General features: G+C 61.6%; 19 protein-coding genes and 1 pseudogene. 9 read left to right on the forward strand and 11 right to left on the reverse strand.

All coding sequences use genetic code 11. The features are described 5' to 3' along the window. Positions 1–52: 52 nt before the first annotated feature. The 3 genes from ACSSNI_RS14190 to gbcB form a co-directional block, all read right to left on the reverse strand. The gene (locus tag ACSSNI_RS14190; protein WP_102837926.1) at positions 53–1,303 is read right to left on the reverse strand and encodes a sarcosine oxidase subunit beta family protein; all 1,251 of its coding nucleotides are present in this window, start codon (positions 1,301–1,303) and stop codon (positions 53–55) included. A gap of 121 nt (positions 1,304–1,424) precedes the next feature. Beyond that, positions 1,425–2,678, reverse strand: a complete 1,254-nt coding sequence (gene glyA / locus ACSSNI_RS14195) for a serine hydroxymethyltransferase (protein ID WP_148926899.1) — start codon at positions 2,676–2,678, stop codon at positions 1,425–1,427. Positions 2,679–3,158: 480 nt separating this feature from the next. Next, the gene (gbcB, locus tag ACSSNI_RS14200) at positions 3,159–4,259 is read right to left on the reverse strand and encodes a glycine-betaine demethylase subunit GbcB (protein WP_102837924.1); all 1,101 of its coding nucleotides are present in this window, start codon (positions 4,257–4,259) and stop codon (positions 3,159–3,161) included. A gap of 396 nt (positions 4,260–4,655) precedes the next feature. Between gbcB and gbcA the strand changes: the two genes are divergently transcribed. Beyond that, positions 4,656–5,945, forward strand: coding sequence for a glycine-betaine demethylase subunit GbcA (gene gbcA / locus ACSSNI_RS14205; protein WP_102837923.1), 1,290 nt, complete (start codon positions 4,656–4,658; stop codon positions 5,943–5,945). Between the two features lie 197 nt (positions 5,946–6,142). Here gbcA and siaD read toward each other — a convergent pair whose 3' ends face one another. From siaD to ettA, 5 genes are all read right to left on the reverse strand, one after another. Continuing rightward, complete coding sequence (gene siaD / locus ACSSNI_RS14210; protein WP_148926897.1) at positions 6,143–6,928, reverse strand: biofilm regulation diguanylate cyclase SiaD; 786 nt, start codon at positions 6,926–6,928, stop codon at positions 6,143–6,145. Positions 6,929–6,937: 9 nt separating this feature from the next. Continuing rightward, complete coding sequence (gene siaC / locus ACSSNI_RS14215) at positions 6,938–7,315, reverse strand: biofilm regulation phosphoprotein SiaC (protein ID WP_200638297.1); 378 nt, start codon at positions 7,313–7,315, stop codon at positions 6,938–6,940. 20 nt (positions 7,316–7,335) lie between these two features. Beyond that, entirely contained in the window at positions 7,336–7,881 is a 546-nt protein-coding gene (gene siaB / locus ACSSNI_RS14220; protein WP_148926895.1) for a biofilm regulation protein kinase SiaB, read from the reverse strand. Between the two features lie 28 nt (positions 7,882–7,909). Next, on the reverse strand, positions 7,910–9,901 hold the full coding sequence (siaA, locus tag ACSSNI_RS14225) for a biofilm regulation protein phosphatase SiaA (protein ID WP_200638298.1): 1,992 nt from the start codon (positions 9,899–9,901) through the stop codon (positions 7,910–7,912). A 147-nt stretch (positions 9,902–10,048) separates the two neighbouring features. Continuing rightward, on the reverse strand, positions 10,049–11,716 hold the full coding sequence (gene ettA, locus ACSSNI_RS14230) for an energy-dependent translational throttle protein EttA (protein ID WP_102837918.1): 1,668 nt from the start codon (positions 11,714–11,716) through the stop codon (positions 10,049–10,051). Between the two features lie 331 nt (positions 11,717–12,047). Here ettA and ACSSNI_RS14235 point away from each other — a divergent pair. The 6 genes and pseudogenes from ACSSNI_RS14235 to ACSSNI_RS14260 form a co-directional block, all read left to right on the forward strand. Then, positions 12,048–14,936, forward strand: a pseudogene (locus ACSSNI_RS14235) (sensor domain-containing protein); the annotation flags it as partial. Between the two features lie 138 nt (positions 14,937–15,074). Beyond that, positions 15,075–16,328, forward strand: a complete 1,254-nt coding sequence (glyA, locus tag ACSSNI_RS14240; RefSeq protein WP_200638301.1) for a serine hydroxymethyltransferase — start codon at positions 15,075–15,077, stop codon at positions 16,326–16,328. A 172-nt stretch (positions 16,329–16,500) separates the two neighbouring features. Further along, entirely contained in the window at positions 16,501–17,853 is a 1,353-nt protein-coding gene (locus ACSSNI_RS14245; RefSeq protein WP_159969028.1) for a cache domain-containing protein, read from the forward strand. 31 nt (positions 17,854–17,884) lie between these two features. Then, the gene (locus ACSSNI_RS14250) at positions 17,885–18,523 is read left to right on the forward strand and encodes a response regulator (RefSeq protein WP_102837914.1); all 639 of its coding nucleotides are present in this window, start codon (positions 17,885–17,887) and stop codon (positions 18,521–18,523) included. 102 nt (positions 18,524–18,625) lie between these two features. Next, entirely contained in the window at positions 18,626–19,087 is a 462-nt protein-coding gene (locus tag ACSSNI_RS14255) for a methyltransferase family protein (RefSeq protein ID WP_200638303.1), read from the forward strand. Between the two features lie 58 nt (positions 19,088–19,145). Beyond that, on the forward strand, positions 19,146–19,517 hold the full coding sequence (locus tag ACSSNI_RS14260) for a PilZ domain-containing protein (protein WP_148926873.1): 372 nt from the start codon (positions 19,146–19,148) through the stop codon (positions 19,515–19,517). A gap of 8 nt (positions 19,518–19,525) precedes the next feature. On the opposite strand, the gene radA is transcribed toward ACSSNI_RS14260, so the two are convergent. Then, positions 19,526–20,887, reverse strand: coding sequence for a DNA repair protein RadA (radA, locus tag ACSSNI_RS14265; RefSeq protein ID WP_102837950.1), 1,362 nt, complete (start codon positions 20,885–20,887; stop codon positions 19,526–19,528). Positions 20,888–21,001: 114 nt separating this feature from the next. On the opposite strand from radA, the gene ACSSNI_RS14270 reads away from it, so the two are divergent. Next, a complete protein-coding gene (locus ACSSNI_RS14270; RefSeq protein WP_200638305.1) occupies positions 21,002–21,442 on the forward strand; it encodes a CopD family protein in 441 nt (146 codons plus the stop codon). A gap of 155 nt (positions 21,443–21,597) precedes the next feature. Here ACSSNI_RS14270 and ACSSNI_RS14275 read toward each other — a convergent pair whose 3' ends face one another. Further along, complete coding sequence (locus tag ACSSNI_RS14275; protein WP_102837910.1) at positions 21,598–21,867, reverse strand: YdcH family protein; 270 nt, start codon at positions 21,865–21,867, stop codon at positions 21,598–21,600. A 210-nt stretch (positions 21,868–22,077) separates the two neighbouring features. Between ACSSNI_RS14275 and mscL the strand changes: the two genes are divergently transcribed. Continuing rightward, positions 22,078–22,488, forward strand: a complete 411-nt coding sequence (gene mscL / locus ACSSNI_RS14280; protein ID WP_102837909.1) for a large-conductance mechanosensitive channel protein MscL — start codon at positions 22,078–22,080, stop codon at positions 22,486–22,488. 61 nt (positions 22,489–22,549) lie between these two features. On the opposite strand, the gene ACSSNI_RS14285 is transcribed toward mscL, so the two are convergent. Then, positions 22,550–23,581 (reverse strand): cytochrome-c peroxidase, encoded by a 1,032-nt coding sequence (locus ACSSNI_RS14285; RefSeq protein ID WP_159969024.1) that lies wholly within the window; start codon positions 23,579–23,581, stop codon positions 22,550–22,552. Positions 23,582–23,778: the final 197 nt, after the last annotated feature.

Raw genomic sequence — 23,778 nt, forward strand, 5'->3', positions numbered from 1 at the left:
GGGTACCTCCAGAAAACCTACATCCCTCCGCCGTCGGCGGAGGGGCACAAAATCAGTGTGCGACCCCAGCCGCGCCGTGTTCGTCGATCAGCGCGCCGTTGTAGAAACGCTCGATCGAAAACGCCTTGGCCAGCGGGTGCATCTCGCCCTTGGCCAGGCTGGCGGCAAAGACGTGACCCGAGCCCGGCGTGGCCTTGAAGCCGCCGGTACCCCAACCGCAGTTGAAGAACAGGTTCTTGACCGGGGTCTTGGCGATGATCGGGCAGGCGTCCGGAGTGGTGTCGACGATGCCGCCCCACTGGCGGTTCATGCGCACCCGCGAGAGGATCGGGAACATCTCGACGATCGCCTGCAGGGTGTGCTCGATGGTGGGGTAGGAACCTCGCTGGCCGTAGCCGACGTAGCTGTCGATGCCGGCGCCGATGACCAGGTCGCCCTTGTCCGACTGGCTGATGTAGCCATGCACGGCGTTGGACATGATCACGGTATCGATGATCGGCTTGATCGGCTCGGAGACCAGCGCCTGCAGCGGGTGCGACTCGAGCGGCAGGCGGAAGCCGGCCAGCTTGGCCATGTGCCCGGAGTTACCGGCCGTGACCACGCCGACGCGCTTGCCGCCGATGAAACCCTTGTTGGTTTCCACGCCGATGCACACGCCGTTTTCCTTGCGGAAGCCGATCACTTCGGTCTGCTGGATCAGGTCGACGCCCAGGGCGTCGGCGGCGCGGGCATAACCCCAGGCCACTGCGTCGTGACGGGCAACGCCGCCGCGGCGCTGCAGCGAGGCGCCGAGGATTGGATAACGGGTGTTCTTAGAGCAGTCCAGGTAAGGGATCATCTCCGCCACCTGCCGGGAATCGACCACTTCACCGTCGATGCCGTTGAGGCGGTTGGCGCTGACCCGGCGCTCGATGTCGCGCATGTCCTGCAGGGTGTGACCGAGGTTGAACACGCCGCGCTGGGAAAACATTACGTTGTAGTTGATGTCCTGGGACAGGCCTTCCCACAGCTTCATCGCGTGTTCATAGAGACGTGCCGATTCGTCCCACAGGTAGTTGGAACGAACGATGGTGGTGTTGCGCGCGGTGTTGCCACCGCCCAACCAGCCTTTCTCGATGACGGCGACGTTCTTTACGCCGAACTGCTTCGCCAGGTAGTACGCCGTGGCCAGACCATGGCCGCCACCGCCGACGATGACCACATCGTAGACCGGCTTGGGCTTGGGGTTGCGCCACATGCGCTGCCAGTTTTCGTGATGGCTGAATGAGTGCTTGAGCAGGCCGAAGCCGGAATAACGTTGCATGTCGAATGCTCCTGGAAAAACGACCGCCTCGAAGCGGTTTTGCGACTCGTAGCGGGGTCACCCCCTCAGCGATCCACCAACAACTGGCGGTGGAAGACAGCAGCGCCTTCCACCTTTCGAATCAGCGGTACACCGGGTAGTCGGCGCACAGCCCTGCGACCTGGCGAGCCACCTGGGCCTCGACATCGTCATCACCGAGGTGATCGAGGATGTCGCAGATCCAGCCCGCGAGCTCGACGCTCTGGTCTTCCTTGAGTCCGCGGGTGGTGATGGCTGGTGTGCCGATCCGCAGCCCGGATGTGACGAACGGTGATTGCGGGTCGTTGGGTACGGCGTTCTTGTTGACGGTGATGCCGGTGCGCCCGAGGGCCGCGTCCGCATCTTTGCCGGTGATGCCTTGCTTGATCAGGCTGACCAGGAACAGGTGGTTGTCGGTGCCGCCCGAGACCACGTCGTAGCCGCGCTCGATGAACACCTTGGCCATGGCCTTGGCGTTGTTGATCACCTGCTGCTGGTATTCCTTGAACTCAGGCTCCAGGGCTTCCTTGAAGCACACGGCCTTGGCTGCGATGACGTGCATCAGCGGGCCGCCCTGGGCGCCCGGGAAGACCGCGGCGTTGAGCTTCTTCTCGATGTCCGGGTTGGACTTGGCCAAGATCAGGCCGCCACGTGGGCCGCGCAAGGTCTTGTGCGTGGTGGTGGTGACCACATCGGCGAACGGAATCGGGTTCGGGTACAAGCCGGCCGCGACCAGGCCCGCCACGTGCGCCATGTCGACGAACAGCAGCGCCCCGACCTTGTCGGCAATGGCGCGGAAGCGCGGGAAATCCAGAGTCTTCGAGTAGGCAGAGAAGCCGGCAACGATCATCTTCGGCTTGCTCTCGACCGCCAGGCGCTCGACCTCGTCGTAGTCGATCAGGCCGGTGTCGGTGTCGATGCCGTACTGAACGGCGTTGTACAGCTTGCCGGACGAGCTGACCTTGGCGCCGTGCGTCAAATGGCCGCCATGGGCCAGGCTCATGCCGAGAATGGTGTCGCCTGCGTTGAGCAGCGCCAGGTAGACGGCGCTGTTGGCCGAGGAGCCCGAATGCGGCTGGACGTTGGCGAAATCGGCGCCGAACAGCTCTTTGGCGCGATCGATGGCCAGCTGCTCGACCTTGTCGACGTGCTCGCAACCACCGTAGTAACGCTTGCCCGGATAGCCTTCGGCGTACTTGTTGGTCAGCCCGCTGCCCTGGGCCTGCATCACGCGCTTGCTGGTGTAGTTCTCCGAGGCGATCAGTTCGATGTGATGTTCCTGACGCGCTTCCTCGGCATCCATCGCCGCCAGAAGTACGTCGTCATAGCCCTGGATTTTGTCTTGCTTGCTGAACATCGCGGATCTCCTAAAGGCGCAACGGCGCCATTCGCCTCGGTGAAGGCCTTGGTGTGTCTGGATGCGATGGTAGGGCTGGGCCTTGGTGGGAAGATGCCTGCCTGCGTCTTGCGGGAGTTCGTTTGCGACATGCTGTCGTCGCTCTCGGAAATCTCGCGCAAGTAATCGGTCGCGCGCGCCGGCTGGCCGTTTGCGCACGCCGATTCCGCAGCGCAGAAGTCGCTTGCGCGTTGGGCCGGATGGGGTAACGCAGGGGCGATAAGGGTCGCGACGGGGCGGGGATGAGGTGTCAGAGGGGTCGATGGCGAGGCGATGCGCTGGCTGTGGCCGGCAAATCAGCCAGTCGAGCATGTCGCTTCTCAGTTGGGCGACATGCGCGATGAGCCTGCGCTACGCACGCTGTCAATGCAGCGCAGCGGTTGAGATGGGTGGCGCTGGGGATGCTGCACGGGGGAATGGCTCCGCCCGTGCAGCCCTGGCTCAGTAGTCGATGACCACGTCGCCCTGTGGCACGCTGCAGCACGACAGGATGTAGCCCTCGGCCACGTCCTCATCGGTGATGCCGCCGTTGTGCTCCATGACCACCTCGCCGGAGGTCTTCAATACCTTGCAGGTACCGCAGATGCCCATGCCGCAGGCCTTGGGAATGTGCAGGCCGAGCTGCGCGGCAGCCGAGTGGACGGTGTCGCGCGGGCCGACGCGAATGCTCTTGCCGGTCGCGGTGAATTCCACCTGATTCAGGTCGGCTAGCGGTACATCGGGCGCCTCGGCTGCCTGTTCGGCCAGTTCCTTGACGTCTTCGCGCACGTCTGCCGGCGTCGCACCGAAGGACTCCTCGTGATAGTGCTGCATGTCAAAGCCATTGGCCTGCAGCAGTCGCTTGACCGCGTTCATGTACGGGGTCGGGCCGCAGCAGAAGATCTCCCGGTCGGCGAAGTCCGGCGCGATCAGCTCCAGCATGCGCTGGTCGAGGTAGCCGCGATAACCGGCCCAGGCCTCGCCCATGCCGTGTTTCTCGCAAATGATGTGCAGGCTGAAGTTGTTGACCCGCGAGGCCATGTGCTCCAACTCGCGGTGAAAGATGATGTCCTTTGGCGAGCGGGCGCTGTGGACGAACACCATGTCGACGTTGGCGTTGGTGTCGAAGTACCAGCGGGCCATCGACATGACCGGTGTGATACCGACGCCACCGGACAGAAACAGGGCTCTCTCGGTAGGAAAGTCGATGGCGTTGAACAGCCCGACGGGGCCGTGCACCGGTAGCTGGTCACCCTCACTGAGGTTGTCATGCAGCCAGTTGGATACCTTGCCGCCGGGGATGCGCTTGATCGTCACCGAAAAGCTGTAAGGCACCGAGGGTGAGCTGGCGATGGTGTAGGAACGCATCACCTGCTGCCCTTCGATTTCAAGCTCGAGGGTCACGAACTGGCCCGGCTTGAAGAAATACATGATGGGTTGATCGGACATGAAACAAAAGGTGCGGACATCCCAGGTTTCCTGGATCACCTTCACGCAGCGCACCAGATGGCGGCCGTTGGTCCATGTCTGGGTATTGACCGGATTGAGGAAATTACTGGACATGCTCACCTCGATTGCGCGCTGCTACATCGACCCGTTGGGCCCCTTTTCCGGGACTGCGACTCCACGCCGCATAGCCCTTATGGCACAGAATTGTGCGTAACACGTCGCGGCGTCACTTACCTACCCGCGACATCGGCATGCTTATCGCGACCAGGCCGATGTCATGGGCGTTTGCGCGTCGGAAACGGATGCGCGCCTGTCGCCCATGGATAAGGTTTGCCTGTTGCGCCGCGACACACTCGGTTCCAGCCGAGCAGGGGGGTGATTCGCTGGAGCCGCTTCTCTATTTGACGGCGCTGATGCCGTCCGGCTCGCCGCCTTGCGTCGTAACCGAATAGCCACTTTTGTCGCCAGCCACAGACGCCTGCAAGGCGCGGCCGGCTTGAGGAGCAACCGATGGATGTCACTTCCAACCTGAGCCTGGGCGATCCACTCGAAGCCGCGCGCAAAGCCACGGCCGAGATGTTGCAGGCACGCGAGCCGAATTTTTCTCTGGCGCAGCCGTTCTATAGCGATGAACGGCTGTTCCAGATCGACATGCAGGAGATCTTCCATAAGGAATGGTTGATCGCCGGCATGACGTGCGAAATACCCGCCAAGGGCAATTTCCTGACCTTACAGATCGGCACTAACCCGATTCTGGTTATCCGCGGTGCGGAAGGTGCGGTCCATGCCTTCCATAACGTCTGTCGCCATCGTGGTTCACGGCTGTGCACCAGCGACAAGGGCAAGGTTGCCAAGCTGGTCTGCCCCTACCATCAGTGGACCTACGAGCTGGACGGTCGGCTGCTGTTCGCCGGCACCGAGATGGGCGCTGACTTCGATCTCAACCAGTACGGGTTGAAGCCGGTGCAGTGCAAGACGGCTGGCGGCTACATCTTCATCTCCCTGGCCGAGAACCCGCCAGCGATCGACGACTTCCTGGCCACCCTGTCGCATTACATGGAACCGTACGACATGGAGAACACCAAGGTGGCGGTACAGAGCACCCTGGTGGAAAAGGCCAACTGGAAGCTGGTGCTGGAAAACAACCGCGAGTGCTACCACTGCAACGGCGCGCATCCGGAATTGCTCAATACCTTGCTGGAGTGGGACGACGTCACCGATCCACGGGCCAGCCAGGCGTTCAAGGATCACGTTGCCGATTCCGCCGCCAAGTGGGAGGCGGAGAAGATTCCCTATGCCCACGCCAGCTTTGGTTTGCGTAACCGCATCGTGCGCATGCCGTTGCTCAAGGGCACGGTCTCGATGACCATGGACGGCAAGCAGGGCAGCAAGAAGCTCATGGGCCGCATTCAGAATCCCGAGCTCGGCTCCATGCGTATCCTCCATCTGCCGCATTCCTGGAACCACTGCATGGGTGATCACGTGATCGTCTTTACCGTGTGGCCGATCAGCGCGCAGGAGACCATGGTTACCACCAAGTGGATCGTTCACAAGGATGCGGTCGAAGGTGTCGACTACGACGTGGCGCGCCTGCGTCAGGTGTGGGACGCGACCAACGACCAGGACCGTCGCCTCGCGGAAGAGAACCAGCGCGGGATCAACTCGACGGCCTATCAGCCCGGCCCTTACTCGAAGACCTATGAGTTCGGTGTGGTCAACTTCATCGACTGGTACAGCGAGCGCATGCTGAACAACCTCGGCGCTGAGCCTGCGAGCTACCTGAAGCAGATCAACGACTAAGCGCCGGCGTTATCCGGTGGCGCGCCCGCTTGCAGGCGGGTGCGTTACCAGTACTTGCTGGGTGCGATGAGATTCATCGCACCGATGTGAACAGAAGGTCGCCAGCGTTATTGCGCTGGGCGATGGGGAACGCCGGGCTGAGCGGCAAAACCGGCGTTTTCAGCGACTGAGCGCTGACGATGCGAGGTGTTGTACGGTCAGTCCGCCAGCTCGTAGCGGTCCCTGCCGTTGCGCTTGGCGCGCAGCAGTGCCACATCGGCTCGGTTGATGGCGCTGGAGTAGTTTTCATCGTGTCGCAGCTGCGCCATGCCCAGGCTCACCGTTACCGACAGCGAGTCGTCATTGACCCGTACCCGCAGCTTGGCGACGGCTTGACGCAACCGCTCCATTATCCGCACTGCGCTTTCGGTCGAGGTCTCCGGCATCAGCAGGAGGAATTCTTCGCCACCCCAGCGGCCGCAGAGGTCATGCTCGCGGATCTCGGCTTCCATCACCCGCACCACTTCCATCAGCACATTGTCACCGACCTCATGACCATGGTCGTCATTGATGGCCTTGAAACGGTCGATGTCGACCATGACCACACACAGCGGACGTGAATAACGCTTGGCCCGTTCGGTTTCTTCGCGCAATCGCTCGGTAAGCAAGCGGCGGTTTGCGATGCCGGTGAGGGCGTCATGGGTGGAGGCTTCTTTCAGTGCGATGTTCAGGTCACGCAGCATTGTCTGATAACGATCTGAAATGCGTGCGACCTTTTCCAGCTGCCGCAGCTGCTTGTCGAAACGGGCCGAAAGGGTCATCTCGCGGTCGCGGACGATGCTCTGGTAGCCGTCGGAGACCCGGGCGATTCGCTCGATGCGGTTGAGCAGGCTGTGGTGTGCCTCCCACAGCTGACCCAGCGTTTCATGCAGTGGATGGCCTTGGTTCTCGGGGTCGGACAGCGACTCCAAAACCTGACTTTCCAGCGGATTCTGCCCGCGCATAAGGACCTTCTAATCGTGGCTGAGGATCATGAATGGAAAGGTGCAGTCTTCCTTGAACTCTTCGGCCAGCTCTACCACACGTTCGTTGCGACGGTCGTAGTGCCAGTTGACGGCCACTGCCTTGCCTTCCTGATGGGCCGCTTCGAGCAGGTCGAAGATGTCCATCACGGCTTTGATGCTGCTGGTGTTGAGGTAGAGCAGGTGCAGTTCCAGGCGCAGCGGGCGGCCGGCTTCGGCCAGGTAACGTTCGATCCACTCGATGACCTGATGGAAAAGCTCATAGGAGTTTTCCGGGTAGGAGTCGCCTTGCATGGCGAGCACGCCGGTTTCCCAGTCGGACTGAATGGCGGGCGATGACTGGCTGCCGGCAATGGAGAAATCATTCATGTGCAGTTGGCTCTTGTAAGTCAGATGACCGCGCTCAGGCTGATGAACGAGCGGCCGTTGGCGACGGTTTGCAGCGACGCTTTCAGCGGTTCGCTGGATTTGCGGGCGATGTCGATCAGGCCGAGTCCTGCGCCGCTGACAGTGTTGTCTTCGCGCGGTTTGCGCAATTGTTCCTTGTAACGAGCTTTGAGCTGCGTCTTGTCCAGGCGGGCCAGCTCTTCGATGGTGGCGATCAGCGCTTCGCCGTCCGCGGTCTCGATCAGGTTGCCGGCGGATACCACGTAGCGTCCGTCGGCATCGTTGCGGGCGACCACGACTGTCGCGCCGGCCTCCTGATCAGCCCAGTTACGCACCTTGGCGTAATGGCGAATGTTCTGGGTCATCTCGATGTACACGGCGAACACATCCATCGCCGACGACGGGTTGGCATGATCAGCCGCGAGGTAGTTACGCAGCGCGTTGCCGATTTCCTCGATCAGGCTGCGCGAAATCGGGCCGTTGAAGCACAGCATGATCTGCTGTCGGTTGTAGCTTTCGCGCATGGCGAACAGGTCAAGGGTTTCCATGGGGCAACTCGACTCCGGTGAATGGCGCTCAATCGAAACGGAAACACAACATCGTGATGTCGTCACGCTGGGGGTAATCGCCCTGGTATTCGTCCAGGGTGGCTTTGAACGCCGCCCCCTGTTCGTTCATGGGCAGGCGGGCATGACGCAGAATCATATCGGCGAAGCGGCTATTGCCGAAACCATAACCGAGCTCGCCACCTGCCTGGTCAAGGAAGCCATCGGTGGCCAGATAGAAGGTGCGGCCCGGCTTCAGCCCGACTTCGGCATTCCCGTACTCGCCTACGCGTCGGTCGCCAATGGCGCGGCGTCCGGCCGGCAGCTCCTCGAGGCTTTCGCCATCACTGTAGTAGAGCGCAACCTTGGCGCCAGCGTAGACCACCAGGCGGCGTCCGAAGTCGACGTAGGCGAGGCCTACGTCCATGTTGGTGGCGAGTGCCTGTTGGGTCGTGTCGTCGCGCAGCATCCTGCGCACGATGCCGTCAGTGCGCGCAAGAATAGCCGCCGGGTCGTGCAGGCCCGCATCGGCGATGGCTTGTTCGATGGCAGCGTGGGCGAGCATGGTCATCAGGGCGCCGGGCACCCCGTGGCCGGCGCAGTCGACCACGCCGAGCAGGCAGCCTTGTTCGGTGGCGCGATAGACGTAGAAGTCGCCGCCGACCACGTCGCGGGGGTGCCAGAGCACCGCGTAGCGCTCATCGAGATCGGCCACCAGTTGGCGCTTGGGCAAGATGGCGTGCTGGATAAGGCTGGCGTAATCGATCGAGTCCTCGATTTTCTTGTGTGCGGCGGCCATGTCGCGGTTGGCCTGCTGCAGTTCACGTGTGCGTTCGTCGACGCGGCTCTCCAGCTCGCTGGTATGGCTATGAATTTTCAGCGCCATGCTGCGAAACGCAGCGCTGAGTTCGCCGATCTCGTCGTCCCGTTCACTCGGCAGCGGCGCGTTGTAGTGTCCGGCAGCGATGGCCTGAGCGCTCTTGCGCAGTTGCCGCAACGGGCTGAGTACGCGACGGTCGACCAGCCAGGCGCCGCCCGCGATGAGCAGCAGCAATAGCAGCAATACGGCACCCAGCGCAGGCATTAGGGGCCTCAGTTCGATCACCTGGGCAGTTCTCAGATCCACGGCGCTGGCGACGAACCATTGCAGTTCCGGAATCCAGGTCAGCGCCAGCAGGCGTGGCTCGCCATCGAGACTCGCCTCCACCGTGGTCGTCTCGCCAGGGTGTTCGCGGCTGTAGCGCATCGCTTGCCGCAGTGCGTTGGCCTGGTCGATATCGTCGAGCTGGCCAAGCAGGCTGGTGGACAGCGAGCGGCCCTGGGAGGTGTCAGCGTTCAGGGTAACCAGGTTCTGATCAGGGTGGACCAGGATTGAGCCGTGGCTGTCGAGGACCATCGACTCGACGCCGGTTTTGTCCTCTTCGATGAACTGGGTTACGAACGCCTTGAGGCTGATGCCGGAGCCGACGATGCCGAGCGGGCGCTCACCATCCCGGACCAGGATGTTGAACCAGATCTTCAGGTCGCCAGTGACGGCCGAGCGGTCGACGTTGAGATGGTAGGGCGCATCCGAACGCAGGGTGACGTAAAACCATTCATCCTGCGGCGCGTCGGGCTTCATCTCATAGCGGGGCGCCTCGCTGGGAGGTTGCTGGTCGCCGTTGGAGTAGTAGCGGTTGCTCGCTGCGGATGCCGCAAAGTAGGAATGGTCACTCAGCGCGCGCTGATAACCGGCCGCTTCGCGGAAGAACAAAGCACGCTTGGCCGGATCGTTCTCATCGAGCAGCCAGGCACGGGTGATTTGAGATTCGGCAAGGCGTTGCGCCAAGGCCAATTCGCGGGTGACCGGTGCGAACAGCCGTTCGCGGTTGAGCTGAACCACGTTTCGCGCATAGGCTTCGCCAAAACGATTCTGCACGCCCTGCAACGCTTCGCGGCCCACCAGCACGGTGACGCCGATTGCAAGCAGGAAGGTCAATAGCAACGCCAGCAGTGACTTGCCGCGTATTCCCAGTGCTGCCATGGTGATCCTGACTTCCCTTGCAATTGCTGCCTGACATCCAAGTGTCGTGCCAAGCGTCGAAAACCGGGATTATCCGGCATCAGGCCAGTTGCCACCAGAGGCGCTTCGCCACACAAAAACGGAGCCTTTCGGCTCCGCTATGGTTTGCTACTGGGCAAGTTTCTTGTATTTCACCCGATGCGGCTGAGAAGCTGCATCGCCGAGGCGCTTCTTGCGATCGGCTTCGTACTCGGTGTAGTTGCCTTCGAAGAATACGATGCTGCCGTCATCCTCATAGGAGAGGATGTGCGTGGCGACACGGTCGAGGAACCAGCGATCGTGGGAGATCACGATGGCCGCGCCAGGGAAGTCCAGCAAGGCCTCTTCCAGCGAACGCAGGGTTTCCACGTCGAGGTCGTTGGAGGGTTCGTCGAGCAGCAGCACGTTGGCGCCTTCCTTCAGCGTCAATGCCAGGTGCAAGCGACCACGCTCACCGCCGGAAAGGTCTTTGACGAACTTCTGCTGGTCGCCGCCTTTGAAGTTGAAGCGCCCCACGTAGGTGCGCGAGGGCACCTCATAGTTGCCGATGCGGATCATGTCGGCGCCATCGGACACCGCTTCCCACACGGACTTGCTGCCATCGAGATCATCGCGGCTCTGGTCGACGCAGGCCACCTGCACCGTGTCGCCGATCTCGATGCTGCCTGAATCCGGCTGCTCCTTGCCCATGATCATGCGGAACAATGTCGACTTACCTGCGCCATTGCCACCGATCACGCCGACGATGGCACCCTTGGGCATGCTGAACGAAAGGTCGTCGATCAGTACACGGTCGCCGTAGCCCTTGGTCACATTGTGGAAATCGATGACCTTGTCACCCAGACGCGGGCCGGCAGGGATGTAGATTTCGTTGGTCTCGCTGCGCTTCTGGAATTCCTGCGACTGCAGTTCTTCGAAGCGCTGCAGGCGGGCCTTGGATTTCGCCTGGCGGGCCTTGGCGCCCTTGCGCACCCACTCCAGTTCTTCCTTCATGGCTTTTTCGTGGGCCGACTGCTGCTTGGATTCCTGCGCCAGACGGTTGGATTTCGCTTCCAGCCAGCCGGAGTAGTTACCCTCATAGGGGATGCCCTGGCCGCGGTCGAGTTCGAGAATCCAGCCGGCCACGTTATCGAGGAAGTAGCGGTCGTGGGTGATCGCGACGACAGTGCCGGTGAAGTCGTGGAGGAAGTGCTCCAGCCAGGCGACCGAGTCGGCGTCCAGGTGGTTGGTCGGCTCGTCCAGCAGCAGCATGTCGGGAGCCGACAGCAGCAGACGGCACAGCGCTACGCGGCGCTTCTCACCACCGGACAGGTGCTCGACCTTGGCGTCCCACGGCGGCAAACGCAGGGCGTCGGCGGCGACTTCCAGCTGGCGCTCGAGGTTGTGGCCATCGCTGGCCTGCAGGATCGCTTCGAGCTTGGCCTGCTCGGCGGCCAGCTTGTCGAAATCGGCATCGGGCTCGGCATAGGCGGCGTAGACCTCGTCAAGGCGCGCCTGGGCATCCTTGATGCTGCTGACAGCTTCCTCGACGACTTCGCGAACCGTCTTGTTCGGGTCCAGCTCCGGCTCCTGCGGCAGGTAGCCGACATTCAGCTCGGGCATCGCTCGCGCTTCGCCGTCGAACTCCTTGTCGACCCCGGCCATGATCTTCAACAGGGTGGACTTGCCCGAGCCGTTGAGGCCGAGCACGCCGATCTTGGCGCCCGGGAAGAACGACAGGGAAATGTTCTTGAGGATTTCACGCTTCGGCGGAACGACTTTGCCGAGCCGATGCATGGTGTAGACGTATTGAGCCATGGAGACGAGTGCCCGTGACGAAGGAAAAAGTGAGGCGAATCCCGCCGCCGTGGGCGGGTCGAACCGGACTGGCAAAGCTACCGTAATGCACCTGGCAGGGCAAACCGGGACGTCGATCCGATGCTGGCGCTTTGATGGCTCTCAAGGCATTCTTGGCCCCGTTCAGGCGCTGGTTCGGCCCAGCGCTCATTGCCATGCTACTTGGGACTCTCAACGTTTGCTCGATCGACTTCCATCAGCGTCAGCCCGCCTTGAAAGGCTTGCACGGGGAATCGCTACCGCGTGTGCGCGACTTCTGGTGCCACGACGCCTGCGCGTCCACTGGCAGCTGTTGCGTTATTCGGCGACGGCCCTCGGGGCGATAGAAGAGCGGATTCTGATCAGCGACTTCAGTGGTCGCCTGCAATTTCTCAACAGCCAGGCCGAGGCAATGTTCGGCCTGAATAGCCGAGAGGCGCCGCGTTATCGTTTGCAGGAGCTGCTGCCGACTCTGGATCCCCTGGCGTTCGATGCGGCCAATTCGACCGTTGACCTGTGCCTTGAGGCGGTGCGACTGCTTCAGGAGGGGGAAAGCCATCTCTTTTCGATCACGCGTCGGGCTTTGCGGCTGGCGGGTGAGGTGGAGCCGTCCGGCTTTGTCTGGGTCATGCGTGATATCACCCGTGAGCGGGCGGCGCAGGCCGCACTGGTTGAGCGTGAGCGCTTCTGGTCAGAGGTGCTGCGCGCGGTACCCGACACGCTTTACGTGCAGGATCTGGAGGCCGGCAAGCTGCTCTTCAGCAACAGCAACCTGGCCACGCGACTGGGCTACAGCGAAGAGGAGCGCGGCGAGGACAGCAATCTGTTCTGGCAGCGCATCAGCCACCCAGACGATCAGGAATATATCTGGAGGCTGCTGGCCCTGCGCGGTTCGATGATTGACGGCGTGGCTCAGGAGTCGTTGTTGCGCTGGCGCCACCGTGACGGCAAATGGCATTGGTTCAATGTGACGGAACAGGTCCTGACCCGTGATGACCAGGGACGGGTGCGACGCTTGATCGGCGTGGCACGAGACGTTACCGCGAACATGGACCACAGCCACTCGCTGCGTGACAGCGAGCGCCGCTACCGGATGCTCGCCGGCAGCCTGCGCGATGTGATCTTCACCACCGACAGTTCGCTGCGCATTGATTACATCAGCCCTTCAATCCAGACCGTGCTTGGCTACAGCCCGGAGTGGGCGGCACGTCATGGGCTGGAGCGGGTAGTGACCAAGCCGCGTCAGGCGGCGCGCTTCTATGATCTGATGCGGCGGGTGCGCGATGCGTCGGCCAGCCCGGCTGAACTGGCCAAGCTGGGGCAGGATTTACAGACGCAAACGCTGTATTTCGATTGCCTCGCGGCTGATGGCCGGCCCGTTGCAATCGAACTGCGGATCATGCTGATTTCCGACGAGAGCAACCGGTTCGATGGGACCCTGTGCATCGGCCGGGATGTCAGCGAACAGCGTCAGGCCGATACGGCATTGCGCCGCGCCGCAACCGTATTCGACCATTCCACCGCGGCCATCGTCGTCACCGACCCCGCGGGCAAGATCGCTCAGGTCAATGCGGCGTTCGTCCGGATCACCGGCTTCAGCGGCGACGAGGTAAAAGGCGAGTTGCCAATGGTGCTCAGCGCCGATAGGCAGCAGGCCAACCAGATGGATTACGTGCACAGCCAGGTCCTCCAGACCGGTAGCTGGGAAGGGGAGTTCTGGCTCAAGCGCAAGGGTGGCGAGACTTACCCCTGCTGGATCGGCATTACCGCCGTTCGCGATGATGAGAATGAGCTGGTCAGCTATGTCTGTTTTTTCAGCGACATGAGCGAGCGCAAAGCCAGCGAAAAGCGGATCCACCGCCTTGCCTATTACGACGGGCTGACTCAGCTGCCCAATCGCACCCTGTTTCAGGACCGTTTGCACAGCAGCCTTCAATTGGCCGCCCGTCGCCGTGGCTGGGTCGTGCTGATGTTTCTCGATCTGGATCGCTTCAAGCCGATCAACGACTCGCTCGGCCATGCCGCCGGTGACCGCATGCTCAAGGATGTCGCGGTCCGTCTGGCCTCTTGTGTGGATGAAGACGATACCGTGGCGCGCATGGGCGGCGATGAGTTCACTTTTCTGCTGCACCCTGGCGGAGATCGGGATGAAGCACTGAGCAGGGCCATTCACGTGGCTGAACGAATCCTGGCCAGTCTCGCCGACCCCTTCGTGCTCTCTGGCCGCGAGTTCTTTGTCACTGCGAGTATTGGCATCGCCCTGAGCCCACAGGACGGCAACGACATCAGTCAGCTGATGAAGAATGCCGACACCGCGATGTACCACGCCAAAGAACGCGGCAAAAACAACTTCCAGTTTTACCAGGCCGAGATGAATGCCAGCGCACTGGAACGTCTGGAGCTGGAAAGCGATCTGCGCCACGCCCTCGAACAGCAACAGTTCGTGCTGCACTACCAGCCACAGTACCTTGCCGACGGCCACACGCTGACTGGCGTCGAAGCGTTGCTGCGCTGGCAGCACCCATCCCGAGGGCTGGTGCCGCCCGGCGATTTCATCCCGGCGTTGGAAGAGCTGGGGCTGATTGTCGAGGTAGGCGACTGGGTCATCGACGAAGCCTGTCGGCAGATCGGCAGCTGGGAGCGGGAGGGCGTGGTGGTGCCAAAGGTGTCGGTGAACCTTTCGGCCCGCCAGTTTGCCGATGGGCAGCTGGGCCAGCGCATCGCCGGAATCCTCGCGGCCAGCGAAATTGAACCGGGCCGACTGGAGCTGGAGCTGACCGAAAGCATTCTGATGCAGGATGTCGGCGGCGCGCTGCGGATGCTCGATGCGCTCAAGCAGCTCGGTCCATCGATTGCCATTGACGATTTCGGCACAGGTTACTCTTCATTGAATTACCTCAAGCAATTCCCGATCGATGTGCTGAAAATCGACCGCAGCTTCGTTGATGGCCTTCCCGAAGGCGAGCAGGACGGGCAGATAGCCCGAGCGATCATTGCTATGGCGCACAGTCTCGGGCTGTCGGTGATTGCCGAGGGCGTCGAAGATCAGGCACAGCTGGATTTTCTTCGCGACCATGGATGTGACGAAGTGCAGGGTTTCTATCTGGGGCGACCAGTTTCAGCGGCGATGTTGAAAGAATCGGTTTCAAACTGCCGGCTGCAGGCTGCCTGTGGTCAGCCCGAACCACGACCCGTGTTGTAGCGTTGCGGCGAGCCGCAACCTCGATTTGCTTGCAGCTTGTCTCATGTTGCAGATGACCACGGCTCATACCCGCACCTCGGTGGATAGGGTAGAATCCGCGCCTCTTTATTACCGCCAGCTGATTCTCAGAGGACTGCCATGTTCAGCCGTGATTTGACCCTCGCCCGTTTCGACGCCGATCTCTTCGCTGCCATGGAGCAGGAAACCAAGCGTCAGGAAGACCACATCGAGCTGATCGCCTCGGAGAACTACACCAGCCCGGCGGTGATGGAAGCCCAGGGTTCGGTGCTGACCAACAAGTACGCCGAAGGCTATCCGGGCAAGCGCTACTACGGTGGGTGCGAGTACGTCGACGTGGTTGAACAGCTGGCCATCGACCGCGCCAAAGAGCTATTCGGCGCCGATTACGCCAACGTCCAGCCGCATGCCGGTTCGCAAGCCAACAGCGCCGTCTATCTGGCCCTCCTGAGCGCCGGTGACACCATTCTCGGCATGAGCCTGGCCCATGGTGGTCACCTGACCCACGGCGCCAGCGTGTCGTCCTCGGGCAAGCTGTACAACGCCGTGCAGTACGGCATCAACGACCAGGGCCTGATCGACTACGACGAAGTCGAGCGCCTGGCCCTCGAGCACAAGCCAAAGATGGTCGTCGCCGGTTTCTCTGCCTATTCGCAGAAGCTGGATTTTGCTCGCTTCCGCGAAATCGCCGACAAGGTAGGTGCCTACCTGTTCGTCGACATGGCCCACGTGGCCGGTCTGGTTGCCGCTGGTGTCTATCCGAACCCGGTGCCGTTCGCCGACGTCGTTACCACTACCACTCACAAAACCCTGCGCGGCCCGCGCGGTGGCCTGATCCTGGCCCGCGCCAATGCCGAGATCGAGAAGAAGTTGAACTCTGCTGTATTCCCGGGCGCCCAGGGCGGCCCGCTGGAGCACGTCATCGCGGCCAAGGCGGTGTGCTTCAAGGAAGCGCTGCAGCCTGAATTCAAGGCCTACCAGCAGCAGGTGGTAAAGAATGCCCAGGCCATGGCCGAGGTGTTCATTCAGCGCGGCTTCGACGTGGTGTCCGGTGGCACCCAGAACCATCTGTTCCTGCTCAGCCTGATCAAGCAGGACATCACGGGTAAGGACGCCGATGCCGCGCTGGGCAACGCGCACATCACCGTGAACAAGAACAGCGTGCCGAACGACCCGCGTTCGCCGTTCGTGACGTCCGGACTGCGCATTGGTACCCCGGCCGTGACCACCCGTGGCTTCGGCGAGACCGAGTGCCGTGACCTGGCAGGCTGGATCTGCGACATCCTCGACAAGATGGGCGACGAGTCGGTTATCGACGCAGTGCGTGGCAAGGTCGAAGCGGTCTGCGCCAAGTTCCCGGTTTACGGTAAGTAAGGCGCTTCATGCGGTATCGAAAGCCCGGCCTTTGCCGGGCTTTTTCGTTTCAGCGAGAAAGGGCCGAGTTACCGGGCGTCAAGGCCAAGTGCCATCTGGTACTGTGCCTGGCCTACCGTCTGGGTTAAGTTTCGCTACGTTTCGCCCAGGTTCAGGTCATCGGAGAGGCTCGATGCAGCTCAAGCACAAGATCGCCGCGCTCAGCATCCTGCCACTGCTCCTGGCCGTGGCGGTGGTCTGCGCACTGGTGCTGTTCCAGAACCAGCGTCTCGGCGAGCAGCAGGCGAAGCTGATCGAAAGCAGCATCCTGGCGAGCAAGCAGGCCGAGCTGAAGAACTACGTCGAAATGGCCTTGAGCACCATTGCGCCGCTCTACGACAGCAAACTGGATGATGAAGAGACCAAACGGAAGGTGCTGGCCGCGCTGGGGCGCTTCAGTTTCGGCAGCGATGGCTATTTCTTCGTCTACGACCGCAGCGGGCGCAACTTGATGCACCCGCGCCAGCAGGAGCTGGTCGGCAAGGATCTCTGGAATATGACCGACCCTAACGGTCTCAAGGTGATCCAGGCGCTCATGCAGAGCGCCGAGACGGGCACGGGATTCCAACGCTACGCCTGGCAAAAACCCTCGACCGGACAGTTCGCCGCGAAGCTGGCCTATGTGGTCATGCTGGAGCGCTGGGGCTGGATGCTGGGGACCGGCATTTATCTTGAGGATGTGGATCAGGCGATCCTGCAGGTACGCGGAGAGGTCGCCAGCGGTATCTACACCACCATGCTGGCCATCGCCGGCGTCGCGCTCGTCGCGGTGTTGCTGGTCTTCGCCAGCGGCCTGACGCTCAACGTCAGCGAGCGGCGCCTGGCCGACCGCAAGCTGCAGTTGCTGACCCAGCGCATCGTCAGCTTGCAGGAAGAAGAACGTTCACGCGTTTCCCGAGAGTTGCATGACGGCATCAGTCAGCTGCTGGTGTCGATCAAGTTTCAGTTCGAACTGGCCAGTCATGAACTCGCCAGCGGAAATCCCAATGCGCAGGCAACGCTGGATCGCGGCACCGAGCGGTTGGCCGGGGCGATTGGCGAGGTGCGGCGCATCTCCCATGATCTACATCCGTCTTTGCTCGACACCCTGGGCTTGTCGGCAGCGGTTGGCCAGCTTGTGGCAGAGTTCGAACAGCGCAGCGGCCTGAAAATGCTATACAGCAACGGCCTCGGTGAGAGCGATCCTGACGATTCGGTGGCTGTTGCGCTGTTCCGCGTGTTGCAGGAAGCGCTGGCCAACATCGAGCGACACGCCGCCGCGCAGTCAGTGCACATCAGTCTGGACGGCGATGATGCGTCGGTACGCTTGCGGGTGCGGGACGATGGCGTCGGCTTCAACCCGCGCCATCTCGACAGCATCAAGGGAGGCGGCATCGGTTTGCGTAACATCCGCGAACGGGTGGAGCACTTCGGTGGACGTTTCAGCCTGTTGTCTGAGTCCGGCGGCACGGAACTGGATGTCACCTTGCCGGCACGGGCCGGCTGAATATCGAATTTCAATACAAGAGGCCCGCTCGATGAACCCGCAAGCCTGTATCAAGGTGGCTCTGATCGACGACCATGCCCTGGTTCGGGACGGCATCCGCGCCTTGCTGATGGCCGTGCCCGAACTGGATGTGGTCGGTGAGGCTGGCAGCGGCGCCGAGGCCATTGAGCTGCTGAGTCGCGCCACGGCCGATGTGGTGCTGATGGACATTGGCCTGAAGGATGTAAACGGTCTCGAGCTGACCCAATCGCTGCGCCAGCAGTTTCCGGACGTGCGGGTGCTGATTCTGAGCATGTACGACAATCAGGAATACGTGAACACCTCGGTCAAGGTTGGCGCCAGCGGCTATGTGCTGAAAGACGCGCCGTCACGGGAAATCATCGTCGCGATTCAGGCGATTGCTGCGGGAGGCACCTACTACAGCGAGGGCATCGCTGAAAAGCTGGCCAGTCGCAGTGCCGAGGAGCGCGAACTCACCCCGCGTGAGCGCGAAGTGCTGTTGATGCTGGCACAAGGGCACAACAACAAAACCATGGCGCGCGAACTTCAGATCAGCGTGCGGACGGTGGAAACCCATCGACTGAGCATTCGCCGCAAGCTAGATATCGATCGACCGGCGGACCTGATGAAACACGCCATGGTGCATGGCTGGCTACCAGGGCAGCATTAACTTACGCGCTTGTTTAGGTTTCCCGGGAAATCCAACTAAAAGCTGGCGGTGTTAACTGTCGGCTTCTGTAGGATAGGTCTATCCAATACACCGGGACGCGCCATGAGCCATGCCTCTGCCAGATTGATTCCGCCACCGCCCTTGGTCTACCTGGTCTTTATGGGGTGTGCATGGGGACTGTCGAGAGGGGTGCCTCTCGATCTGCCTGAATACGAGTTGACGTTCTATGCGGGCTGGATGGCGATAGCCATCGGCATCGCACTGATGCTCTGGTCAGCGCTGGAAATGTTTCGCTATCGCACCACCATCAACCCCTATGGCAAGCCGAGCAGTTTGTTGCAGAGCGGGCCGTTTCGTTTCTCGCGCAACCCGATCTATCTGGCTGACACCTTTGTCTATTGCGGTGTCGGGTTGTTGCTGAACAGTGTCTGGCCCTGGCTGCTGCTGCCTTTGCTGATTGTGTGCATGCAGCGCACTGTGATCATTCATGAAGAGCATTTGCTGCTGCGGTTGTTCGGTGACGATTACCGAATATACCGTCGGCGCGTACGGCGCTGGCTCTGAGCGGGCCGGCGTTGACGTCGCCTATAGTTGAACAAGAAGTCCGAGGGGAGTGGATACGATGACCGAGACAAACAGTGACCGCCGGCGCTTTCAGCGCTTCGAATTCGACGCCGAAACGGAGCTGAGGCAAGGCGAGCGTTGCTGGCCGGTCCAGCTACACGATCTCTCGCTTAAGGGGCTGCTGGTTCACCGCCCAGCTGAGTGGGACGCCGATCCCGCTCAGCCGTTCGAAGCGCGCATCCGGCTTTCTGATGACGCCGAAGTGCGCATGCAGGTCGAGATGACCCGCGGCGACGGTGACTTGGTCGGTATGGTCTGTCGACACATCGATGTCGACTCCATCAGCCATCTGCGGCGGCTGGTCGAGCTTAACCTTGGCGACGAAGCGCTGCTCGAGCGTGAGCTGGCAGCACTCGGTGAGCCCCGATAAAGCCGCGATTACTCGAACAGCGCGTCTAGCGCCTGTTCGAGGCGCGTCACGGCGATCACCTGGAGCCCGGCGGGCGCCTCTTTGGGCGCGTTGCCCTTCGGTACGATGGCGCGCTTGAACCCATGCTTGGCGGCTTCCTTCAGCCGCTCCTGCCCGCTCGGCACTGGGCGGATCTCGCCGGACAGACCGACCTCGCCAAACACCAGCAGATCGGTATCCAGCGGGCGGTTGCGCAGGCTGGAAATGACCGCCGCCATCAATGCCAGATCTGAAGCCGTCTCCAGCACTTTCACGCCCCCAACCACGTTGATGAACACGTCCTGGTCGTAGGTCGGGATGCCACCGTGGCGATGCAGCACGGCCAGCAGCATGGCCAGGCGGTTCTGGTCAAGACCAAGGGTGACGCGGCGCGGATTGGCCATGTGGCTGGTATCGACTAAGGCCTGCACCTCGACCAGCATGGGGCGGGTGCCTTCCCAGGTTGCCATCACCACACTGCCTGGCACAGCTTCCTGGGCGCGGGTGAGGAAGATTGCCGAAGGGTTGGTCACTTCCTTGAGACCTTTGTCGGTCATGCCGAACACGCCCAGCTCGTTGATCGCGCCGAAGCGGTTCTTCACCGCTCTCAGCAGGCGCAGGCGCCCATCCGATTCACCCTCGAAATAAAGCACCGTGTCGACCATGTGCTCGAGCACCCTCGGCCCCGCCAGTGCGCCTTCCTTGGTCACGTGGCCAACGAGAAAGATCGCCGTGCCGCTCTGCTTGGCAAAGCGCACCAGCAGCGCGGCGCTCTCGCGAACCTGGGCGACCCCGCCGGGGGCGGACTGCAGTTGCTCGGTGAAGATGGTCTGGATCGAGTCGATCACCATGACCTTGGGCTTTTCCAGCCGAGCGGTGGCGATGATGGTTTCGATGCAGGTTTCAGTCATTACCTTGAGCTTGTCCTGCGGCAGATCCAGACGTCGGGCACGCATGGCGACCTGCTGCTGAGATTCTTCGCCGGTCACGTAGAGCGCAGGAAACTGGCGGGCGACGTTGCACAGGGTCTGTAGCAGGATGGTCGACTTGCCGATCCCGGGATCGCCGCCGATCAGCACCACCGAGCCATCGACCAGACCGCCGCCGAGCACGCGGTCCAGCTCGCCGGACGCAGTGGAAAATCGCGGCACTTGCTCAACGCTGACCTCAGCGAGGGTTTTGATGTTGGCCTGATCGCCAGCCCAGCCGGCCCGCCCGGAAGGGGGCGCAGCGCCATCGATAATGGTTTCGACCAGAGTGTTCCAGGCGCCGCAGTCGCCGCACTGGCCGGCCCATTTGGGGAAGGTCGAGCCGCATTCGGTGCAGCCGTACATGCGCTTGGCCTTGGCCATAGGAGCTCCGCGTCTGATGAGAGGTACCGCATGATAGCGGCTGACTTGATCGCCATCAGCCACAAGCGCCACATCAGCCGCCAGACTGTAAACAAATCGAACAGGAGTGAATCCATGCGCCATTTGTTGTTTCTGCACTTGCTGGGTGCCAGCGTCTGGGTGGGTGGCCATCTGGTGCTGCTGTTCAGTGTGCTGCCGGGCGCCCTGCGCCGCCGTGACGTGCAGCCCGTGCGTGCCTTTGAACAGCTCTACGAACGGGTCGGGATACCGGCCCTGCTGCTGCAGATAGCGACTGGCATATGGCTGGCTGGGCAGTGGCTGCCGCACGCGCAGTGGTTCGGTGGTACGGCCATCGCTCATCTGGTCCAGGCCAAACTGGTGCTTCTGGGTTTTACGGCGGTGCTGGGTGTACATGCCCGGTTAGCGATAATCCCGAAACTTGATGCCCAGCGCTTGCCCCAGCTGGGCGTGCATATCGTCCTGATCACGCTGACGGCGGTAGCCTTTGTCTGGGTGGGGTCCGGCTTCAGGTTCGGTGGATTGTTGCAGGGATGAGCTTAAAAACGTTTTGCTCGGGGTGGGCAGGCTGGCGAGTCGGACGTTTAGCGATAGCCGCCAAAAGACGGTAGAGGGCAGGGCGGAGAGTGGAACTTCCGCCATCCATACGCCACATGGCTGGCGTATGGACACGGGACGCGGCTTGAAGCAGATCAGCCGCAGCAGCCGCCGCAGCAGCTACCGCTGGCGCGTTTGAGGTCGCGAGCGATGTCATCCTTGAGTGAAACACGTTCAATTTTCAGCGCGTTTAGCGCTTCGTCATCGAGCAGTTCAACGCCGTCTTCCACGCGGCAGATCTGCTTGTCCAGCGCCTCGTAGGTTTCAGCCTTGCGGGCGAACTTTGGATCCTGCTGACGCAGCTGATGAAGCTGCTCGAGCTTTTCCGGGAAATCCTTCATCAGGGGATGGTGTTCAACGTGCATGGTGCCGCTCCGGGTGGATATGAGGAGCTGTACCTTAGCGCCGCCTTTCGCAATTCTTTTTGACGGCGATCAAGCCAAGCCGACTGCGTTAAACCCGTCTGTCGCACGGGCTGTCTGGCCTGAGTATTGAACCCAACCTATGCTGCCGATGGTCGAAGCGGCACGGCGGTCGCGTCGACCACTCCCTATCAGCATCAGAGGAACAGGCAAATGGGCATGCTCAGTGAATTTAAAGCCTTTGCAGTCAGAGGCAATGTGATCGATATGGCAGTCGGCATCATCATCGGCGCCGCGTTCACAAAGATTGTCTCGTCCTTCGTTGCTGACGTGGTTACCCCGCCGCTGGGCATGCTGATTGGGGGCGTGGATTTCTCGAACTTGGCAATCGTGCTCAAACAGGCCGTTGGCGATGCGCCGGCGGTAACCCTGAGCTATGGCCGCTTCCTCCAGACGGTGTTCGACTTCACCATTGTGGCGTTTGCGATCTTCCTCGCCGTCAGGGCGATCAACCATCTCAAGCGCAAAGAAGCTGAAGCGCCGTCGGCTCCGCCGGCCCCGAGCAAGGAGGAGCAGCTGCTGACAGAGATTCGCGACGCGTTACGTGAGCAGAATCGCTCGTGATCCGGATATAGCAGGCTTCAACAAGTCAGCTCCCGACTGAGGTGTCGGGAGCTGAGAAGGTTCACTCCGGCTTTGGCGTATCGACCGAGCTGGGGGGGAGGACGGGGTAGGCAACCCGAGGTTGCTCGCCCGTCAGGCTACGCAGGAAGGCCGCAATGGCACCGACCTCGTCTTCCTTGAGTGTGCGACCTAGCTGGCTGTCGCCCATGATTGCCACCGCCTGCTCCAGCTCCCAGACCTCACCGCTGTGAAAGTAGGGCGGCGTTAGCGCTACGTTGCGCAGCGGCGCGGCGCGGAAGACATATTCATCGGTGGCGGTGTTGGTCACGGTGAAACGGCCTTTATCGCCAGCAGGCAGGATTTCAGCGCCGGGCTTCTTGATCACGCCAAACGGAAAGTAGCCCTGACCGCCGACATTGACGCCGCTGTGGCAAGCGGTGCAGCCCGTGTCCATGAACAGCGCCAGGCCCTGCTTTTGCTTGGCGTCGAGTGCCTTGTCATCGCCCTTGAGATAGCGGTCGAACGGGGCGTCCGGAGTAATCAGGCTGACTTCGAACGCTTCCAGTGCGTAAGCCATGTTGTCGAAGCTGACCGGATCCTTGTCACTAGGAAACGCCTTTTTAAACTCGCTGGCGTACTCGGGGATGCTCTTCAGGGTCGCCACGACGCGATCGGGCGTGTTGTTCATCTCCACTCCGGCCTGAACCGGGCCCTTGGCCTGGGCCTGCAGATCCTCGGCGCGGCCATCCCAGAACTGGGCGGCGTTGAACACGGCGTTAAGGACGGTGGGGGAGTTACGTGGCCCTTTCTGCCAGCCATGGCCGATCGAGGTGGTGACATTGTCGCCGCCACCTAAGCTAAGGTTGTGGCAGGTATTACAGCTTATGACGTGGCTGCGCGACAGGCGGGGGTCGAACCAGAGCTTGTGACCGAGTTGTGCCTGATCCGGACTGACGGCTTTCCCGCGGATTTCTGCCACCTTGGCCGGGATCGGCTTGAAAATCTCGTTGGCGCGTTCGCGCAGTTCGTCGGCATGGGCGATGTTCGAGATCAGCATCAGTCCGCTGATCATGACGGGTATTGGGGAGCGCATCACGGAGTCCTTTTTCTACGTTGGCCGCTCCATGAAGCGCTACTCGCGAAGGCGCTAGGTTGATCTGAATCAAGGCGGAGGCGTTCGCCGCCGGCTCGTGTGTCGCAGGGGTTGCCTTGCCCGAACGCAAACTTGCCCCGTTCGGCAAACCTTCGAGCTGCGCCTTGCTGGACCTTGCGGCCAGCGGGAGGCATCGC

This window comes from Stutzerimonas tianxiuensis, from assembly GCF_053470365.1.